A 16,044-nucleotide genomic window follows, 5' to 3' on the forward strand; every position below is an offset into this window, starting at 1 on the left:
TGCAATTAAAAAATTGATTCTCATCTAAGTCGAAAGTTTGAAAATCTAAGGTCGAAAGTCATACGAGACTTTAAAACTTTATGACATTTGACTTGCGACTAAAAGATTACCTCGGATTACTTCTCTAAACTTCAACAAATATTTGAAGTGCTAGTTATAAAATCTTTTGCGATTTTATAAAAAATCGGAACGGGTTACGGGTCTAAATCCTAAAAACTCTTATAAATGAGTAATCAGTTTTCAGGTATTGCTACCTGAAAACTGAATACTGTAAACTTTTTTTATTCTTCTAAACGAATGTCAAGTCCAAGACCTTTCAATTCATGCATCAATACATTGAATGATTCAGGTAATCCTGGTTCTGGCATAGATTCACCTTTTACGATAGCTTCGTAAGTTTTTGCTCTACCAATAACATCATCAGACTTCACAGTCAAGATTTCTCTAAGTGTACTTGATGCTCCATAAGCTTCAAGTGCCCAAACCTCCATCTCTCCAAAACGCTGACCTCCAAATTGAGCTTTACCTCCAAGTGGTTGTTGAGTAATCAACGAGTATGGACCTATAGAACGTGCGTGCATTTTATCGTCAACCATGTGTCCAAGTTTCAACATGTAGATAACACCTACTGTTGCCGCTTGATGGAAACGCTCTCCTGTACCACCATCATATAAATGTGTATGTCCAAAACGTGGTATTCCAGCTTCGTCAGTCAATTCATTGATTTGATCCAATGTTGCTCCGTCAAAAATTGGTGTAGCAAATTTTCTACCCAAGTTCATTCCAGCCCAACCAAGTACCGTTTCATAAATTTGACCAATGTTCATACGTGAAGGTACACCTAATGGATTCAACACAATATCAACTGGTGTTCCGTCTTCAAGGAAAGGCATATCTTCATGACGAACGATACGAGCAACAATACCTTTGTTACCGTGACGTCCCGCCATTTTATCCCCAACTTTCAATTTACGTTTTTTGGCAATATATACTTTCGCTAATTTCAAGATTCCCGCTGGCAATTCATCTCCAACAGTAATAGTGAATTTCTCTCTACGTAATGCACCTTGTAAATCGTTCAATTTAATTTTATAGTTATGAATCAAATCATTAACCATTTTATTAGCTGCATCATCAGCAACCCATTGACCTTTACTTAAGTGAGCAAAATCTTCAACAGCATAAAGCATTTTTTGTGTGTATTTTTTACCTTTTGGTAAAACTTCCTCACCCAAATCATTCATTACACCTTGAGATGTTTTTCCGTTTACGATCAAGAAAAGTTTTTCTACTAATTTGTCTTTTAATTCAACAAATTTAACTTCAAACTCCATTTCAAGTGCTCCTAAAGCATCTTTATCTTGAGTACGTTTACGTTTATCTTTTACTGCTCTTGCGAACAATTTTTTGTCTAAAACAACACCATGTAAAGAAGGAGACGCTTTTAATGAAGCATCTTTTACATCACCTGCTTTATCCCCAAAGATTGCACGAAGCAATTTCTCTTCCGGAGTAGGATCTGATTCTCCTTTTGGAGTAATTTTTCCGATAAGAATGTCGCCAGGTTTAACTTCAGCTCCAATTCTAATCATACCATTTTCATCTAAATCTTTAGTAGCTTCTTCAGAAACGTTTGGTATATCGTTCGTTAATTCTTCGTTACCTAATTTAGTATCTCTAACTTCTAATGAATAATCATCAACGTGAATAGAGGTGAAAATATCGTCACGAACTACTTTTTCAGAAATTACAATCGCATCCTCGAAGTTGTATCCCTTCCATGGCATAAATGCAACTTTTAGGTTTCTACCTAAAGCTAATTCACCATTTTGAGTCGCATAACCTTCAGATAATACTTGTCCAGGAACCACTCTATCCCCTTTTCTTACGATAGGTTTAAGGTTGATACTTGTACCTTGATTGGTTTTTCTAAATTTAATTAGATTGTATGTTTTTTCATCTGGCTCAAAACTTACCATTCTTTCTTCTTCAGAACGATCGTATTTGATAGTGATGATATTTGCATCTACATATTCTATAACTCCATCTCCTTCAGCATTAATCAATACTCTAGAATCAGAAGCTACTTGACGCTCTAAACCAGTTCCAACAATAGGAGCTTCAGGACGAATTAATGGTACGGCCTGACGCATCATGTTAGATCCCATCAAGGCTCTATTCGCATCATCATGTTCCAAGAAAGGAATCAAAGATGCAGAAATCGAAGCAATTTGGTTAGGAGCAACATCTGTATAATCTACTTTTGATGGTTCAATTACCGGGAAATCACCTTCTTGACGTGCAATTACGTCTTCGGCAGTAATTTTACCAGTAGCATCCATTTGAATGTTTGCTTGCGCAATTAACATTCCTTCTTCTTCTTCAGCACTTAAGTAAACTGGAGTAGATTCTAGATCTACAACTCCGTTAGTTACTTTACGGTAAGGTGTTTCAATGAAACCCATTCCGTTTACTTTAGCATAAACACCAAGAGATGAAATCAAACCAATGTTTGGTCCCTCTGGAGTTTCAATTGGACATAAACGTCCGTAATGCGTATAGTGAACGTCACGTACCTCAAAACCAGCTCTCTCTCTCGAAAGTCCACCTGGTCCTAGTGCAGATAATCTTCTCTTGTGCGTAATCTCGGCAAGTGGATTCGTTTGATCCATAAACTGAGACAACTGGTTTGTACCAAAGAAAGAGTTGATAACAGACGATAATGTTTTAGCATTAATCAAATCTATTGGTGTAAACACCTCGTTATCTCTAACGTTCATTCTCTCACGAATAGTTCTCGCCATACGCGCTAAACCAACACCGAATTGTTGAGACAATTGTTCTCCAACTGTTCTAACACGACGGTTTGACAAGTGATCAATATCATCAATCTCTGCTTTAGAGTTGATCAATTCGATCAAATATTTCACGATAGTTATGATATCTTCTTTGGTCAAGACTTGCTTTTCCATTGGAGTATCTAACCCTAATTTTTTATTTATTCTATAACGACCTACTTCACCTAAGTTGTAACGTTGGTCAGAAAAGAATAATTTATCAATAATACCACGCGCCGTTTCTTCATCAGGCGGTTCAGCGTTACGTAATTGTCTGTAGATATGCTCAACAGCCTCTTTTTCAGAGTTTGTTGGATCTTTTTGCAACGTATTATGAATGATAGCATAATCACCTTGATTAGCATCTTCTTTATGTAACAAAATAGATTTAACGTTAGAATCAATGATTTCTTCCACATTATCTTTGTCGATAATAGTATCTCTGTCAAGGATTATTTCGTTACGTTCGATAGAAACTACTTCGCCAGTATCTTCATCTACGAAATCTTCATGCCATGTATTCAATACACGTGCAGCTAATTTTCTACCGATATATTTTTTAAGTCCTGTTTTAGAAACTTTAATTTCCTCTGCAAGATCAAAAATCTCAAGGATATCCTTGTCTCTTTCAAATCCAATAGCACGGAATAAAGTAGTTACAGGTAATTTTTTCTTTCTGTCGATATAAGCATACATTACACTGTTTATATCCGTAGAGAATTCTATCCAAGAACCTTTAAAAGGAATTACTCTGGCAGAATATAATTTTGTACCATTTGCATGGAATGATTGACCAAAGAAAACACCAGGAGATCTGTGTAATTGAGAAACAACTACACGCTCAGCACCATTAATAACAAAGGTACCACTTGGTGTCATATAAGGAATTGTACCAAGATAAACATCTTGAACAATAGTTTCAAAATCTTCATGTTCTGGATCCGTACAATATAGTTTTAACCTTGCTTTTAAAGGCACACTATAGGTTAGACCTCTTTCTATACATTCTTGAATTGTATAACGAGGTGGATCAACAAAGTAATCAAGGAATTCCAATACAAAGTTATTTCTTGTATCAGTAATTGGGAAATTTTCCATGAAGGTATTGTAAAGCCCTTCGTCGCCTCTTTCGTCAGATTTAGTTTCTAATTGAAAAAAATCTTTAAACGATTTAACCTGAACATCTAGAAAATCTGGATAGTCAGGGATGTTTTTTGTAGAGGCAAAATTCAATCTTTCAGTCTGATTTGTTATCATCAATGGACAAAATTTTGATTAAAAAAGTAATTTTTTTGTACAAATATTGACTATTTATACTTTTCTTTTACAACCATTACATCTTTAAAAACCAATTTAAGATAACTACTTTCTTATTATCTGTTAATTTTTTTTCCTCGTAATGGGTAAAATGAATTTGATTTAAAAGACTATACTGCAATTACACAAGCTAGACTTTTGTTATACGAAAAATGGTTTAGGTCATTGGGTGACTAAACCCAAGACCTAAACCTTATTCTTTAAACTGAGTTTAACTATTTAAGCTCAACAACAGCTCCAGCTTCTTCTAAAGATTTTTTAAGACCTTCAGCCTCTTCTTTAGAAACACCTTCTTTTACATTACTTGGTGCGCTATCAACTACATCTTTAGCTTCTTTCAAACCTAAACCTGTAAGTTCTTTAACTAATTTTACAACTGCTAATTTAGAAGAACCAGCTTCTTTCAATACAACTGTAAATTCTGTTTGAACTTCTTCAGCAGCAGCTTCACCGCCACCTGAAACTACTACAGCTGCAGCAGCTGGTTCGATTCCGTACTCATCTTTTAATATTGTTGCTAATTCGTTAACTTCTTTTACTGTAAGGTTAACTAATTGTTCTGCGAATTGTTTCAAATCTGCCATTTTTTCTATCGTTTTAAAATGATTTGTAAAAATATAATTTATTTATTGTGCGCGTTTTTTAAATAAAATTAGAGTAAAACCCTATTTTATTATGCTTCCACTTCTTCTGTAGCCTCTTCGCTTTTTGCGAATTGGTTTTGAAGTGCAGAAATAACTCTTTGTGCTGGTGACTGCAATAATCCAATAAGTTCGCCAATAAGCTCTTCTTTAGATTTAATAGTTGCTAGTGCATCTAATTGATCGTCTCCAATATAAACTTCAGAGTTAATATAAGCTCCCTTTAAAATAGGTTTAGCTGATTTTTTTCTGAAATCTTTGATAATTTTACCAGGAGCGTTTGCTATTTCAGAAATGAATATAGCGCTATTACCAGTCAAAACTGAAGGTAAATCTCCATAATCATTAGCTGAAGCTTCCATTGCTTTTGCAAGCAAAGTATTTTTAACTACTTCTAATTTTATACCTGCTTTAAAGCAAGCTCTTCTCAAGTTTGAAGTTGTTTCTGCATTCATTCCAGAAATATCAGATACATAAACAATGTTTGTACCAGCTAACTGTGCAGTTAAAACTTCAATCGCGATTGATTTTTCTTCTCTAGTCATACTAAAAATTTTTAACTACCAATTATACTGCTTTAGGGTCCAATGCAATTGCAGGACTCATAGTGCTAGTTAGGTATATACTTTTGATGTATGTTCCTTTAGCAGCAGTTGGCTTAAGTTTGATTAATGTTTGAATAATTTCGTGCGCATTGTCAACGATTTGCTCGCTACCAAAAGAAATTTTACCAATTCCTGCATGCACAATACCAGTTTTATCAACTTTAAAGTCAATTTTACCAGCTTTAACCTCTTGAACAGCTTTTGCAACATCCATAGTTACAGTACCTGTTTTAGGGTTTGGCATTAAACCTCTAGGTCCTAATATACGACCTAATGGACCTAATTTACCCATAACAGAAGGCATCGTGATGATAACATCAACATCCGTCCAACCGTCTTTAATTTTTTGTAAATAATCGTCAAGACCTACATAGTCTGCACCAGCTGCTAAAGCTTCCGCTTCTTTGTCTGGAGTAACTAATGCCAATACTTTAACGTCTTTACCAGTTCCATGAGGCAATGTTACCACACCTCTTACCATTTGATTCGCTTTTCTTGGATCTACACCCAAACGTACTGCGATATCAACAGACTCATCAAATTTTGCAGAAGCAACTACTTTTATCAATGCCGCAGCATCTTTAAGAGAATATAGTTTGTTCTTTTCAATTTTTGAAGCAGCCTCTTTTTGCTTTTTTGTCAATTTTGCCATGTCTTTCTCTTAATTAAAAAGGAGAATCTCCTGATACAGTTATACCCATAGACCTAGCAGTTCCAGCAATCATGCTCATAGCAGATTCGATTGTGAATGCATTTAAATCTACCATTTTATCTTCAGCGATTGCTTTGATAACGTCCCAAGTAACGCTTGCTACTTTTTTACGATTTGGTTCACCTGATCCTGACTTTAGCTTTGCAGCTTCCAATAACTGGACAGCAGCTGGAGGAGTTTTTACAACAAAATCAAATGATTTGTCTTTATACACAGTAATTTGTACTGGGCATATTTTGCCGGGCTTATCTTGAGTTCTAGCATTAAATTGCTTACAGAATTCCATGATGTTTACCCCAGCAGCTCCTAAAGCAGGTCCAACCGGTGGCGACGGATTCGCAGCACCTCCCTTAACTTGTAGTTTAACTACCTTACTAATTTCTTTAGCCATTTTTTAAAAAATTTAACATTACAATCATTGGAAGCGATTATAATGGATATTATAGATGTAACAAAAAATTATACTTTTTCAACTTGCATAAAACTCAACTCCAACGGTGTTTTTCTTCCGAAAATCTTAACCATTACTTCAAGTTTACGCTTTTCTTCATTTATTTTTTCAACAGTACCATTAAAACCATTAAAAGGTCCATCAATAACCTTAATTGTTTCTCCAATATTGAAAGGAATTGAACGGGTATCTGTATTCACAGCCAACTCATCCACTTTACCTAACATTCTGTTTACTTCTGAAATTCTCAAAGGAACAGGCTCTCCACCTTTTATTTCACCTAAAAAACCAATAACACTTGTTATAGACTTGATAATATGAGGTATTTCACCAATAAGATTCGCTTCAATCATAACATAACCAGGAAAATAAACTTTGTCTTTGATTATTTTTTTCCCTTCTTTCACAGTAACGACTTTCTCAGTAGGAACTAAAACTTGTGAAACATAATCACCCATCCCTAACCTTGCGATTTCGGTCTCGATGTATGCCTTCACTTTGTTTTCTTGTCCGCTTACCGCTCTAACGACATACCATTTTTTAATACTATTATCTGCCATAACAAAAAAATTAAGCTTTTATCCAGTTAAAAAATCCAGCTAAAGCTTTTGCGAAAATTTCATCAACTCCCCAAGTTGCCAAGGCGAATAATACTGAAAAAACAGCAACAACAATCGTTAGACGTTGTACCTCAGGCCAAGCTGGCCAAGTTACATTTGACTTTAATTCCTCAAATGCTTCTGATATGTAATTTACAACTTTTGTCATTATGATTTATTTTTTTGCACGGGCGGAGGGATTCGAACCCCCATCAACGGTTTTGGAGACCGCTATTCTACCCTTGAACTACGCCCGTTAGTTAAAAGCCAGCGATTTTTCAGTTATGAAAATCAACTGGCTTTATATAATTTTTAGGATTAACCTACAATCTCAGTTACTTGTCCAGCACCTACAGTTCTACCACCTTCACGGATAGCGAAACGTAAACCAACGCTCATTGCGATTGGGCTTAACAAAGAAACATTGATAGTTAAGTTATCTCCTGGCATTACCATCTCTACACCTTCTGGTAAAGTAATAACTCCTGTTACGTCAGTTGTACGAACGTAAAACTGTGGACGGTAGTTATTATGGAATGGCGTATGACGACCACCTTCTTCTTTTTTCAAGATATAAACCTCAGCTTTGAAAGTAGCGTGTGGTTTAACTGAACCTGGCTTAATGATAACCATTCCTCTTTTGATAGATTCTTTATCAACACCACGCAACAATAAACCTACGTTATCTCCTGCTTCACCTCTATCTAGGATTTTACGGAACATCTCAACTCCTGTAATAGTAGAAGTTAATTTTTCAGCTCCCATACCAATGATTTCAACAGCATCCCCTGTATTAGCAATACCTGTTTCGATACGACCTGTAGCAACAGTTCCACGACCAGTAATTGTAAATACATCTTCAACCGGCATCAAGAATGGTTTTTCAGTATCACGAATTGGCTCTTCGATCCAGGAATCTACAGCAGCCATCAATTCAATAATTTTTGGTACCCAAACTGGATCATTGTTCAATCCACCCAAAGCAGAACCTTGAACAACTGGACAATTATCACCATCATATTCATAGAAAGACAATAAGTCTCTAATTTCCATTTCAACAAGTTCCAATAATTCCTCATCATCAACCATATCCACTTTATTCATGAATACAACCATTCTAGGAATACCAACCTGACGTCCTAAAAGGATATGCTCACGTGTTTGTGGCATTGGTCCATCAGTTGCAGCTACCACAAGAATAGCACCATCCATTTGAGCAGCTCCTGTAACCATGTTTTTTACGTAATCCGCGTGACCTGGACAGTCAACGTGAGCGTAATGACGATTAGCAGTTTCATACTCAACGTGAGATGTATTAATTGTAATACCTCTTTCTTTTTCTTCAGGAGCATTATCAATTTGATCAAATGATTTTGCTTGACAGTAACCAGCATCAGATAATACTTTTGTGATTGCTGCTGTTAAAGTAGTTTTACCGTGATCTACGTGTCCGATCGTACCAATATTTAAGTGTGGTTTCGAACGGTTAAAGGTTTCTTTTGCCATTTTACTTAATTTTAATCTTGTTATATATTAATTTTTATTTCCTACTTACTTGAGCCAACTACGGGAATTGAACCCGTGACCTCTTCCTTACCAAGGAAGCACTCTACCTCTGAGCTAAGTCGGCAGAACCCCTTATCAAAGAGCTTAAACCACAATGCTCAGACTATTAAATCTACCTATTGCAACCTAAGATTAATCTTAGTGGGGAGAGCAGGATTCGAACCTGCGAAGTTCACACAGCAGATTTACAGTCTGCCCTCGTTGGCCGCTTGAGTATCTCCCCTACTTTTTATATTATCAAACCTTTACAGTCTTGAGCCGGCGGAGGGACTCGAACCCACGACCTGCTGATTACAAATCAGCTGCTCTAGCCAACTGAGCTACGCTGGCGAATCAATAAAAAAAGTCCGCTATTTCTAACGGACTGCAAATGTAGAGATTTTATCTCTCAATCAAAACATTTTTTCGAAAAAATTTATATTAAATATGAGAACTTATCTTTTCTTTTCTTTTTACCAACATTCGTTCTAGAGATTCTGCAGAAAGTCCCACAGCTTCTTCAAAAGTTTTGCACTGTTTTTTTACTAAAAAATCATCTCCGGGAACATTGATTTTCACCTCTGCAATTTTATTCTCTTTATCACTTGTCTTTTCAACTTTCAAAAAAACATCCGCTGACACGACTTTGTCATAATACTTTTCCAACTTGTCCAATCTTTCTTGAACAAAATCTACTAGCTTTTTGTCAACAGTAAAGTTAACTGCATGAACACTTACCTTCATAATCATCTTTTTTAATTGTTAAACACTAAATCATTTCTTTCCCCGCGGATGAGCATCTTTATATATAGTTTTTAGTTCCGCTAAACTGTTGTGCGTATATATTTGAGTAGATGCCAAACTGGAATGTCCCAATAATTCTTTCACCGAATTCAAATCTGCTCCATTATTTAATAAATGTGTAGCAAATGTATGTCGCAAAATGTGAGGGCTTTTTTTTACTTTTTCCGACACAGTACTAAAGTAAGAATTTATTAAACGATACACAAAGGATTCATTTAATTTTAACCCTTTTTTTGTGAGAAAAAAATAATCCTTATCAACTATAGACAACAACGAAGTTCTTTCTTTTACGTATAAAGAAAACTGATCTGAAATTATTGGCAGCACCGGAAGAATACGCTCTTTATTTCGTTTTCCTAAAACCTTAATTGTATTAGATGACAAATCAACATTTTCCATTTTTAGATGAATCAATTCCGCCCTTCGCACTCCTGTGGTATACAATAAATCAATTATGAGCTTATTTCTAACCTCTTCAAATCCGACCGTGCTTTGCATTTGACCCAAAACTGCCGTCATTTCCTTTTCAGAAAAAGGAATCTGTAGTATTTTAGGAATTTTGAGTGCTTTGTGTTTTAAAAGTGGACTAACTTCTATTTGCTTTGTTTTTAATAGAAATTTGTAAAATGCTTTTAAAGATGCAATTTTTCTATTTACCGAAACATTAGACACTGAATCATCAACTAATGAAACTATCCAATTTCTAATTTGGCCGTAATTCACTTGCTCGATATTTTCCTGATCAAAATGAATTTTATTGAATGACTCAAAAGAATTAATATCATTGCAATAAGCTGTTATTGTATGTGGAGAATATTTTTTCTCCAAGCAGAGATAATCCCTAAATGCGTCTTTATTTGTGGACATAAAAAAACCGTTAGCATCAAAGTTATAAAATTTTGATGACTAACGGTATTTTATTTAATGGAATCGACTAACTTTCTAAGTTATCTTTCATATTTTGGATATAAGCCGCTTTTTGAATTTTGATTCTATTTGTTACTGAAGGCTTAATAAAAGCAGTGCGTGCTCTTAGTTGACGAACAGTTCCTGTTTTATCAAATTTTCTTTTGTAACGTTTTAACGCTCTATCGATATTTTCTCCGTCTTTAATTGGTATAATTAACATAATATAGACACCCCCTTTCTTTAGACTGCAAAAGTAGGATAATAAAGTGAACTAACAAGTATTTGCATAATTTTATTTATTTTTACCAACAAAATCTAGTTTATGTGGTTTATCGTAATTTCTATTCTACTTCTTTTTGCAAGTATTTTACCCTATATGCCACTGACACATTGGTTCTATAGGTTTTTTGAGTTTGGAAAAATTCAAATACTTATTTTACAGATTACGACTTTAATCTTTAGCTTTATCTTAATAGATGAATCTGATATTTTGATACGTATTCTTCAGTTATTAACTTTAATAAGCATTACAGGCCATCTTGCAACCCTTTACAAGTACACTTCTTTTCACAAGTCAATACAAAAAGAACCTTGTGATATTTCTTCAGAAATAATTACAGTCCTTTCGGCAAACGTATTTCAAGAAAACAAAGAATATGAACAATTTATAGCTTTGATTAATAAATACAATCCGGATATTTTTTTAACCATGGAATCTGATAAAAATTGGGAAAAGGCACTCTCAGTTTTGGATCACAAATACAAATACAATATCAAAGTAGCCTTAGACAATACGTATGGCATGCATTTATATTCTAAATTAAAAATAACAAATCACAGCGTTCATTATTTTGTAGCAGATGATCTGCCCAGCATTGAGGCAAAAATACGAACCGCAGACAATTTTGAATTTACTTTTTTTGCCGTCCATCCACCACCGCCAAGTCCTACTGAGGAAGAAAATTCCAAAGAGCGTGATGGAGAGCTTTTGAGTATCGCAAAAAAAATAAAACAAAACGCTGATACTTGTGTTGTAGTTGGGGATTTTAACAATGTGGCTTGGGCAAAATCCTCCATCTTATTTAGAAAAACTAGCGAGACAATAGACGGAAGAATTGGAAGAGGATTTATTTCAAGCTTTCATACCAAATACTGGTTTTTACGATTTCCTATTGACTTGATGTTTCATACATCAGATGTATTTATTGATGAATTAAAAAGTTTAGAACATTTCGGATCTGATCATTTTCCGATATATGCAAAATTTTTCATCAACAAGAAAGCTTCTGAACAAGAACATTTAACAGAAAACTTAGAAGAAGGAGAACACGAGATTGTTCAAGAAATAATCACAGAAGGCATAAATGAAAAAAGCGACAATCGTAACTGATTGTCGCTTTTTTTATGGTCTTAAAACGCTTGCGCTTTCAACAAATTTCTGTAAATCACTATTTTTTTAATTTCAGTAATTCCTCTCCGAAGAGAAATAATTTAGAAATTGTTCATTACTCGCAGTTCTTTATCTAAATCAATTATCGGTAAGCTATTATTTTACAGCTGGCTCATAATTTTGATTATCGATAATCATTTTTCCTAAAATCTCTTTAAGAATTTCTGAAGTTCCACCGCCTATTGGTCCTAAACGACTGTCTCTAAACAAACGCGCTAATGGATACTCCTCCATATAACCATAACCCCCTAACATTTGTAAACAGCTGTAAATAGCGTCATCTGCAACTTTTGTGGATTTCAGCTTAGCCATAGTTGCCTCCTTTACAACATACTCACCTTTGTCTAAACGAGCGACTGCGGCATAGTTAAACACTTTACAATGCTCTACCTCTGTTGCATGCTCAACAAGTGTATGTCTAAGTGCTTGAAACTTGCTGATTTTTTTCCCGAACGCTTCTCTATGCGACATGTAATCTATTGTATAATCTATCGCATATTCAGCTCTAGCATGTGCATTTATCGCCATAATTAAACGCTCCAAAGCAAAATGCTGCATGATATAAGGAAATCCTTTCCCCTCTTCACCCATTAAGTTTTCAGCAGGAATTTCTACATTATCAAAGGCTATTTCAGCTGTATCTGATGCTCTCCAACCTAATTTATCTAGCTTTACAGCAGATATACCTTTTAAACCAGTATCCATTAAAAAGATACTAATCCCTTTGTTACCAAGTTCAGGATTAGTTTTTGCCGCAACAATATAATAGTCTGCATAAACACCGTTTGTAATAAATGTTTTAGAACCATTGATAATATATTTGTCTCCTTTTTTCACGGCATTAGTGCGCATTCCCGCAACATCACTACCTCCAAAAGGCTCTGAAATACATAAAGCACCTATTTTCTTTCCAGCGATACTTGGCACTAAGTAGTCTTGTTTTATTCTTTCGTCACCTTCTGCATTCAAATGGGTCATCGCTAAATATCCATGAGCCCACATTGCAGCAGCAAAACCTGATGACTTAATTTTTTGTAATTCTTCTAGAAAAATAACAGTGTAAAATAAATCTAGATCTAGACCGCCATAAGCCTCAGGATATGCAATACCAAAGTATCCCATCTCGCCAAATTTCTCCCAAATAAAACGCTCTATCGTACCTGTTTTTTCCCATTTTTCAATATGCGGAACAACTTCTTTTTGCAAAAAATCTTTTAAACTTTCTCTAAATGCTTGGTGTTCTTCAGTGAAATAAATTGAATTCATATATTATATATTTTTTTAACAAATAGTATTAATTGAAACATAATGATGCAGTCATGTTTCAGATTTATTTTTTAACAATTAAAATAATTAGTGAATAGAAAAGTAATGCATCTATTTTAAAATACATTAGAACATTACAGTCAATAGCCAAAAATTTGACACTTCTAATTAAAGTCCAAATATAAGCCAATTAAATTTGCTTTATCAACAGGAAATCCCTTAATTTTTGTTAAATCCTCAATATTTTTAATATTTCCATTCATACTCCTGTACGTTACTATTTCCTTAGCCAGCGAGTATCTGAAATAATGAAACTGCGAAAGCTCCTTCAATGAAGCGTTATTGATTTCTATTTTTTTAAATCGAGGTAAAGCCAAAACTTTGAAATGGGTATTCAAATTTTCGATTACTTCGGGAGATAATCCCCATACGTCCTTCATTTGCTCCATGGAAACAAATCCTCCCAAAAGTTCTTTTTGTTTTAAAATCCGAATAGAAATAGCATCGCCAATTCCATAAATTTTCACTAAATCCTCTTTCGTAGCCTCATTTATATCAATAAAAACAATTTTTTCTTTTTTGGCGAAAGCCTGATTTTGATACGATGTATATTCTTTAAATTTAGTATTCTGTTTTTTATTATTTACCCAATCCGGAAATTTAAAATAAGGAGCCATGACATTTAATATAGAATCTGACACTTTGGTCACATTTTGAAATTCCTTAGCTGAATTCACATATTTGTTCTCTTTTCTAAAAGCCAGCAAACGATCAATTTCCTGAACGGACATTCCTAATTTATATCCTTTATAATCCGATATAAAATTCGGATTGAAAAGATAAATTTTCGGTTTGCTATTTTTAGCATCCATTTTTAGGGAATCCATTTCAGACTGGAGAGAAAGCCATTTTTGTTTTTCAGGATATTCTTTACTCACAGAGCTAAAATCAACGAAAAAATAAACCAGTTGCAAAACGACGATAATTAGAAACAAAAAGAAAATACCTTTACGTTGTTCCTTAGTGAACTTAAAATAAGTCTGAATCGTTTTGAAACTCATGTTGTGCTGATGGTTTTGAACGTTGAAATAATGAGTCTAAAATTAGAAATAAAATTAAGACAAATAACTTTGCAAATAAAAATATTTCAAGTGAAAATTAATATTTTCAATAAGCCCTGTTCAACAAAAATATACGTAATCAATATAAAAAAAGGCAATTCATAACTTTTTACAACTTAAAATTCAATTATTGTTTTTATTTTTTATAAAAAACAATACATTTGGAGCTTAATAACAAACAAAACCATATAACCCATGTCAATTTGGAAAACTAAACCGCTTTCGGTATTGCTAAATGAAGCATCAGAATCTGAAAAAGGATTAAAAAGAACTTTGTCTTCACGTTCATTAGTAGCACTTGGAGTTGGAGCAATTATTGGAGCAGGATTATTCTCATTAACAGGTATCGCCGCTGCAGAACATGCAGGCCCTGCTGTTACACTTTCATTTGTTTTGGCCGCTGTAGGATGTGCATTTGCAGGACTTTGCTATGCTGAATTCGCATCTATGATACCAGTAGCTGGTAGTGCTTATACTTACTCCTATGCTACAATGGGAGAATTTATGGCTTGGATTATAGGATGGGATTTAGTCCTTGAATATGCATTGGGAGCCGCAACAGTTGGAGTGAGTTGGTCCCGTTATTTACTTAATTATTAAACAAATACGGAATACACCTCCCCCATGATTTAATATGTTCACCCTGGGAAACCTTAAAACTAAGCGATGGAACCATTATAGAAGGCGGTATGATAAACCTTCCTGCTATTTTCATTGTTTCTATGTTATCCCTTTTATTGATAAGAGGAACAAAAGAATCTGCATCTATCAATAACTTCTTAGTTGTAGTAAAAGTAATCGTAGTTATTATGTTCATCGTTTTAGGATGGAGCTTTATTGACACTGCAAATTACACGCCATATATCCCTGAAAACACAGGTGTTTTTGGAGAATTTGGATGGTCAGGAATTGCTGCCGGAGCTGGAACTGTTTTCTTTGCTTTCATTGGTTTTGACGCTGTTTCAACAGCTGCACAAGAAGCAAAAAACCCACAAAAAGGAATGCCAATTGGTATTTTAGGATCATTAGTAATCTGTACAATATTATACGTATTGTTTGCACACGTAATGACTGGACTTGTACCTTACAATGAATTTGCAGGAGATGCTAAACCAGCAGCAACAGCATTTGCCAGAACTGGATATACTTTTTTACAAACTGGTTTAATCGTGGCAATTTTAGCTGGTTATACTTCTGTAATGTTGGTTATGTTAATGGGACAAAGTCGTGTTTTCTATACAATGAGTAAAGATGGTTTATTACCATCATTCTTTAGTGACATTCACTCAAAATTCAGAACTCCATGGAAAACAAATCTTTTCTTCATGGTATTTGTAAGCCTTTTTGCTGGTTTTGTACCGGTAAGTGATTTAGGACACATGGTAAGTATCGGAACATTATTAGCCTTCGTATTAGTATGTATCGGAGTTTTGGTAATGCGTAAAAAAATGCCAGATGCTCCAAGATCTTTCAAAACACCATTCGTTCCTTATGTCCCAATTGCAGGTATTTTAATTTGTTTGGCTTTAATGTATTCATTACCAAATGAAAGCTGGGCAAGACTTGTTATCTGGATGGCATTAGGAGTTGCTATCTATTTTATCTACGGAAAGAAAAATAGCAAATTGAACAATCCGGATAAATAGATTTTTATCATAATTAAAAAAGGGATTATAAAGTATTCAATTTGAACTGCCCCCAAAAAGTTAGACACTATTTGGGGGTATTTTTATGGAAAGAAAAGTCAAATACAATTATGAATTTAAACTTCGCTGTGTAGAAGAAGT

14 protein-coding genes, 4 tRNA genes and 1 pseudogene are annotated in these 16,044 nt (G+C 34.4%); 2 read left to right on the top strand and 17 right to left on the bottom strand.

The features are described 5' to 3' along the window. Positions 1-281: 281 nt before the first annotated feature. From rpoB to rpsU, 15 genes are all read right to left on the bottom strand, one after another. Positions 282-4,094 carry a DNA-directed RNA polymerase subunit beta gene (gene rpoB / locus DR980_RS15635; protein WP_113637843.1) on the bottom strand — a complete coding sequence of 1,271 codons (3,813 nt, stop codon included), beginning with the start codon at positions 4,092-4,094 and terminating at the stop codon, positions 282-284. A 275-nt stretch (positions 4,095-4,369) separates the two neighbouring features. Beyond that, positions 4,370-4,738 carry a 50S ribosomal protein L7/L12 gene (gene rplL, locus DR980_RS15640; RefSeq protein WP_091202326.1) on the bottom strand — a complete coding sequence of 123 codons (369 nt, stop codon included), beginning with the start codon at positions 4,736-4,738 and terminating at the stop codon, positions 4,370-4,372. Positions 4,739-4,827: 89 nt separating this feature from the next. Continuing rightward, a complete protein-coding gene (gene rplJ, locus DR980_RS15645; protein ID WP_113637845.1) occupies positions 4,828-5,340 on the bottom strand; it encodes a 50S ribosomal protein L10 in 513 nt (170 codons plus the stop codon). Positions 5,341-5,362: 22 nt separating this feature from the next. Then, positions 5,363-6,052: a 50S ribosomal protein L1 gene (gene rplA, locus DR980_RS15650; RefSeq protein ID WP_039109061.1), complete on the bottom strand. Its 690-nt coding sequence runs from the start codon at positions 6,050-6,052 to the stop codon at positions 5,363-5,365. A 13-nt stretch (positions 6,053-6,065) separates the two neighbouring features. Then, positions 6,066-6,503 (bottom strand): 50S ribosomal protein L11, encoded by a 438-nt coding sequence (gene rplK, locus DR980_RS15655; RefSeq protein WP_035639405.1) that lies wholly within the window; start codon positions 6,501-6,503, stop codon positions 6,066-6,068. Between the two features lie 68 nt (positions 6,504-6,571). Then, positions 6,572-7,123 carry a transcription termination/antitermination protein NusG gene (gene nusG / locus DR980_RS15660; protein ID WP_113637847.1) on the bottom strand — a complete coding sequence of 184 codons (552 nt, stop codon included), beginning with the start codon at positions 7,121-7,123 and terminating at the stop codon, positions 6,572-6,574. A 10-nt stretch (positions 7,124-7,133) separates the two neighbouring features. After that, positions 7,134-7,331 carry a preprotein translocase subunit SecE gene (secE, locus tag DR980_RS15665; RefSeq protein ID WP_066082297.1) on the bottom strand — a complete coding sequence of 66 codons (198 nt, stop codon included), beginning with the start codon at positions 7,329-7,331 and terminating at the stop codon, positions 7,134-7,136. Between the two features lie 17 nt (positions 7,332-7,348). After that, positions 7,349-7,419, bottom strand: a tRNA-Trp gene (locus DR980_RS15670). 61 nt (positions 7,420-7,480) lie between these two features. Next, on the bottom strand, positions 7,481-8,668 hold the full coding sequence (gene tuf / locus DR980_RS15675; RefSeq protein ID WP_113637849.1) for an elongation factor Tu: 1,188 nt from the start codon (positions 8,666-8,668) through the stop codon (positions 7,481-7,483). 52 nt (positions 8,669-8,720) lie between these two features. Further along, positions 8,721-8,792: transfer RNA gene (locus tag DR980_RS15680), tRNA-Thr, on the bottom strand. 78 nt (positions 8,793-8,870) lie between these two features. Then, positions 8,871-8,951, bottom strand: a tRNA-Tyr gene (locus tag DR980_RS15685). Positions 8,952-8,984: 33 nt separating this feature from the next. Continuing rightward, a tRNA-Thr gene (locus DR980_RS15690) sits at positions 8,985-9,058 on the bottom strand. 90 nt (positions 9,059-9,148) lie between these two features. Then, on the bottom strand, positions 9,149-9,451 hold the full coding sequence (gene hpf / locus DR980_RS15695) for a ribosome hibernation-promoting factor, HPF/YfiA family (RefSeq protein WP_113637851.1): 303 nt from the start codon (positions 9,449-9,451) through the stop codon (positions 9,149-9,151). Between the two features lie 30 nt (positions 9,452-9,481). After that, a complete protein-coding gene (locus DR980_RS15700) occupies positions 9,482-10,378 on the bottom strand; it encodes a tyrosine-type recombinase/integrase (protein WP_113637853.1) in 897 nt (298 codons plus the stop codon). 67 nt (positions 10,379-10,445) lie between these two features. Beyond that, entirely contained in the window at positions 10,446-10,640 is a 195-nt protein-coding gene (gene rpsU / locus DR980_RS15705) for a 30S ribosomal protein S21 (RefSeq protein ID WP_072993116.1), read from the bottom strand. Between the two features lie 102 nt (positions 10,641-10,742). Between rpsU and DR980_RS15710 the strand changes: the two genes are divergently transcribed. After that, positions 10,743-11,810, top strand: a complete 1,068-nt coding sequence (locus DR980_RS15710; protein ID WP_244199324.1) for an endonuclease/exonuclease/phosphatase family protein — start codon at positions 10,743-10,745, stop codon at positions 11,808-11,810. Between the two features lie 156 nt (positions 11,811-11,966). On the opposite strand, the gene DR980_RS15715 is transcribed toward DR980_RS15710, so the two are convergent. Next, positions 11,967-13,136: an acyl-CoA dehydrogenase family protein gene (locus DR980_RS15715; protein WP_113637857.1), complete on the bottom strand. Its 1,170-nt coding sequence runs from the start codon at positions 13,134-13,136 to the stop codon at positions 11,967-11,969. Positions 13,137-13,300: 164 nt separating this feature from the next. Further along, a complete protein-coding gene (locus DR980_RS15720; RefSeq protein WP_113637859.1) occupies positions 13,301-14,197 on the bottom strand; it encodes a ComEA family DNA-binding protein in 897 nt (298 codons plus the stop codon). A gap of 255 nt (positions 14,198-14,452) precedes the next feature. On the opposite strand from DR980_RS15720, the pseudogene DR980_RS15725 reads away from it, so the two are divergent. Continuing rightward, positions 14,453-15,903: pseudogene (locus DR980_RS15725) on the top strand (amino acid permease). The last annotated feature ends 141 nt before the right edge of the window (positions 15,904-16,044 follow it).

The organism is Flavobacterium psychrolimnae (assembly GCF_003312425.1).
Taxonomy (GTDB): Bacteria; Bacteroidota; Bacteroidia; order Flavobacteriales; family Flavobacteriaceae; genus Flavobacterium; species Flavobacterium psychrolimnae.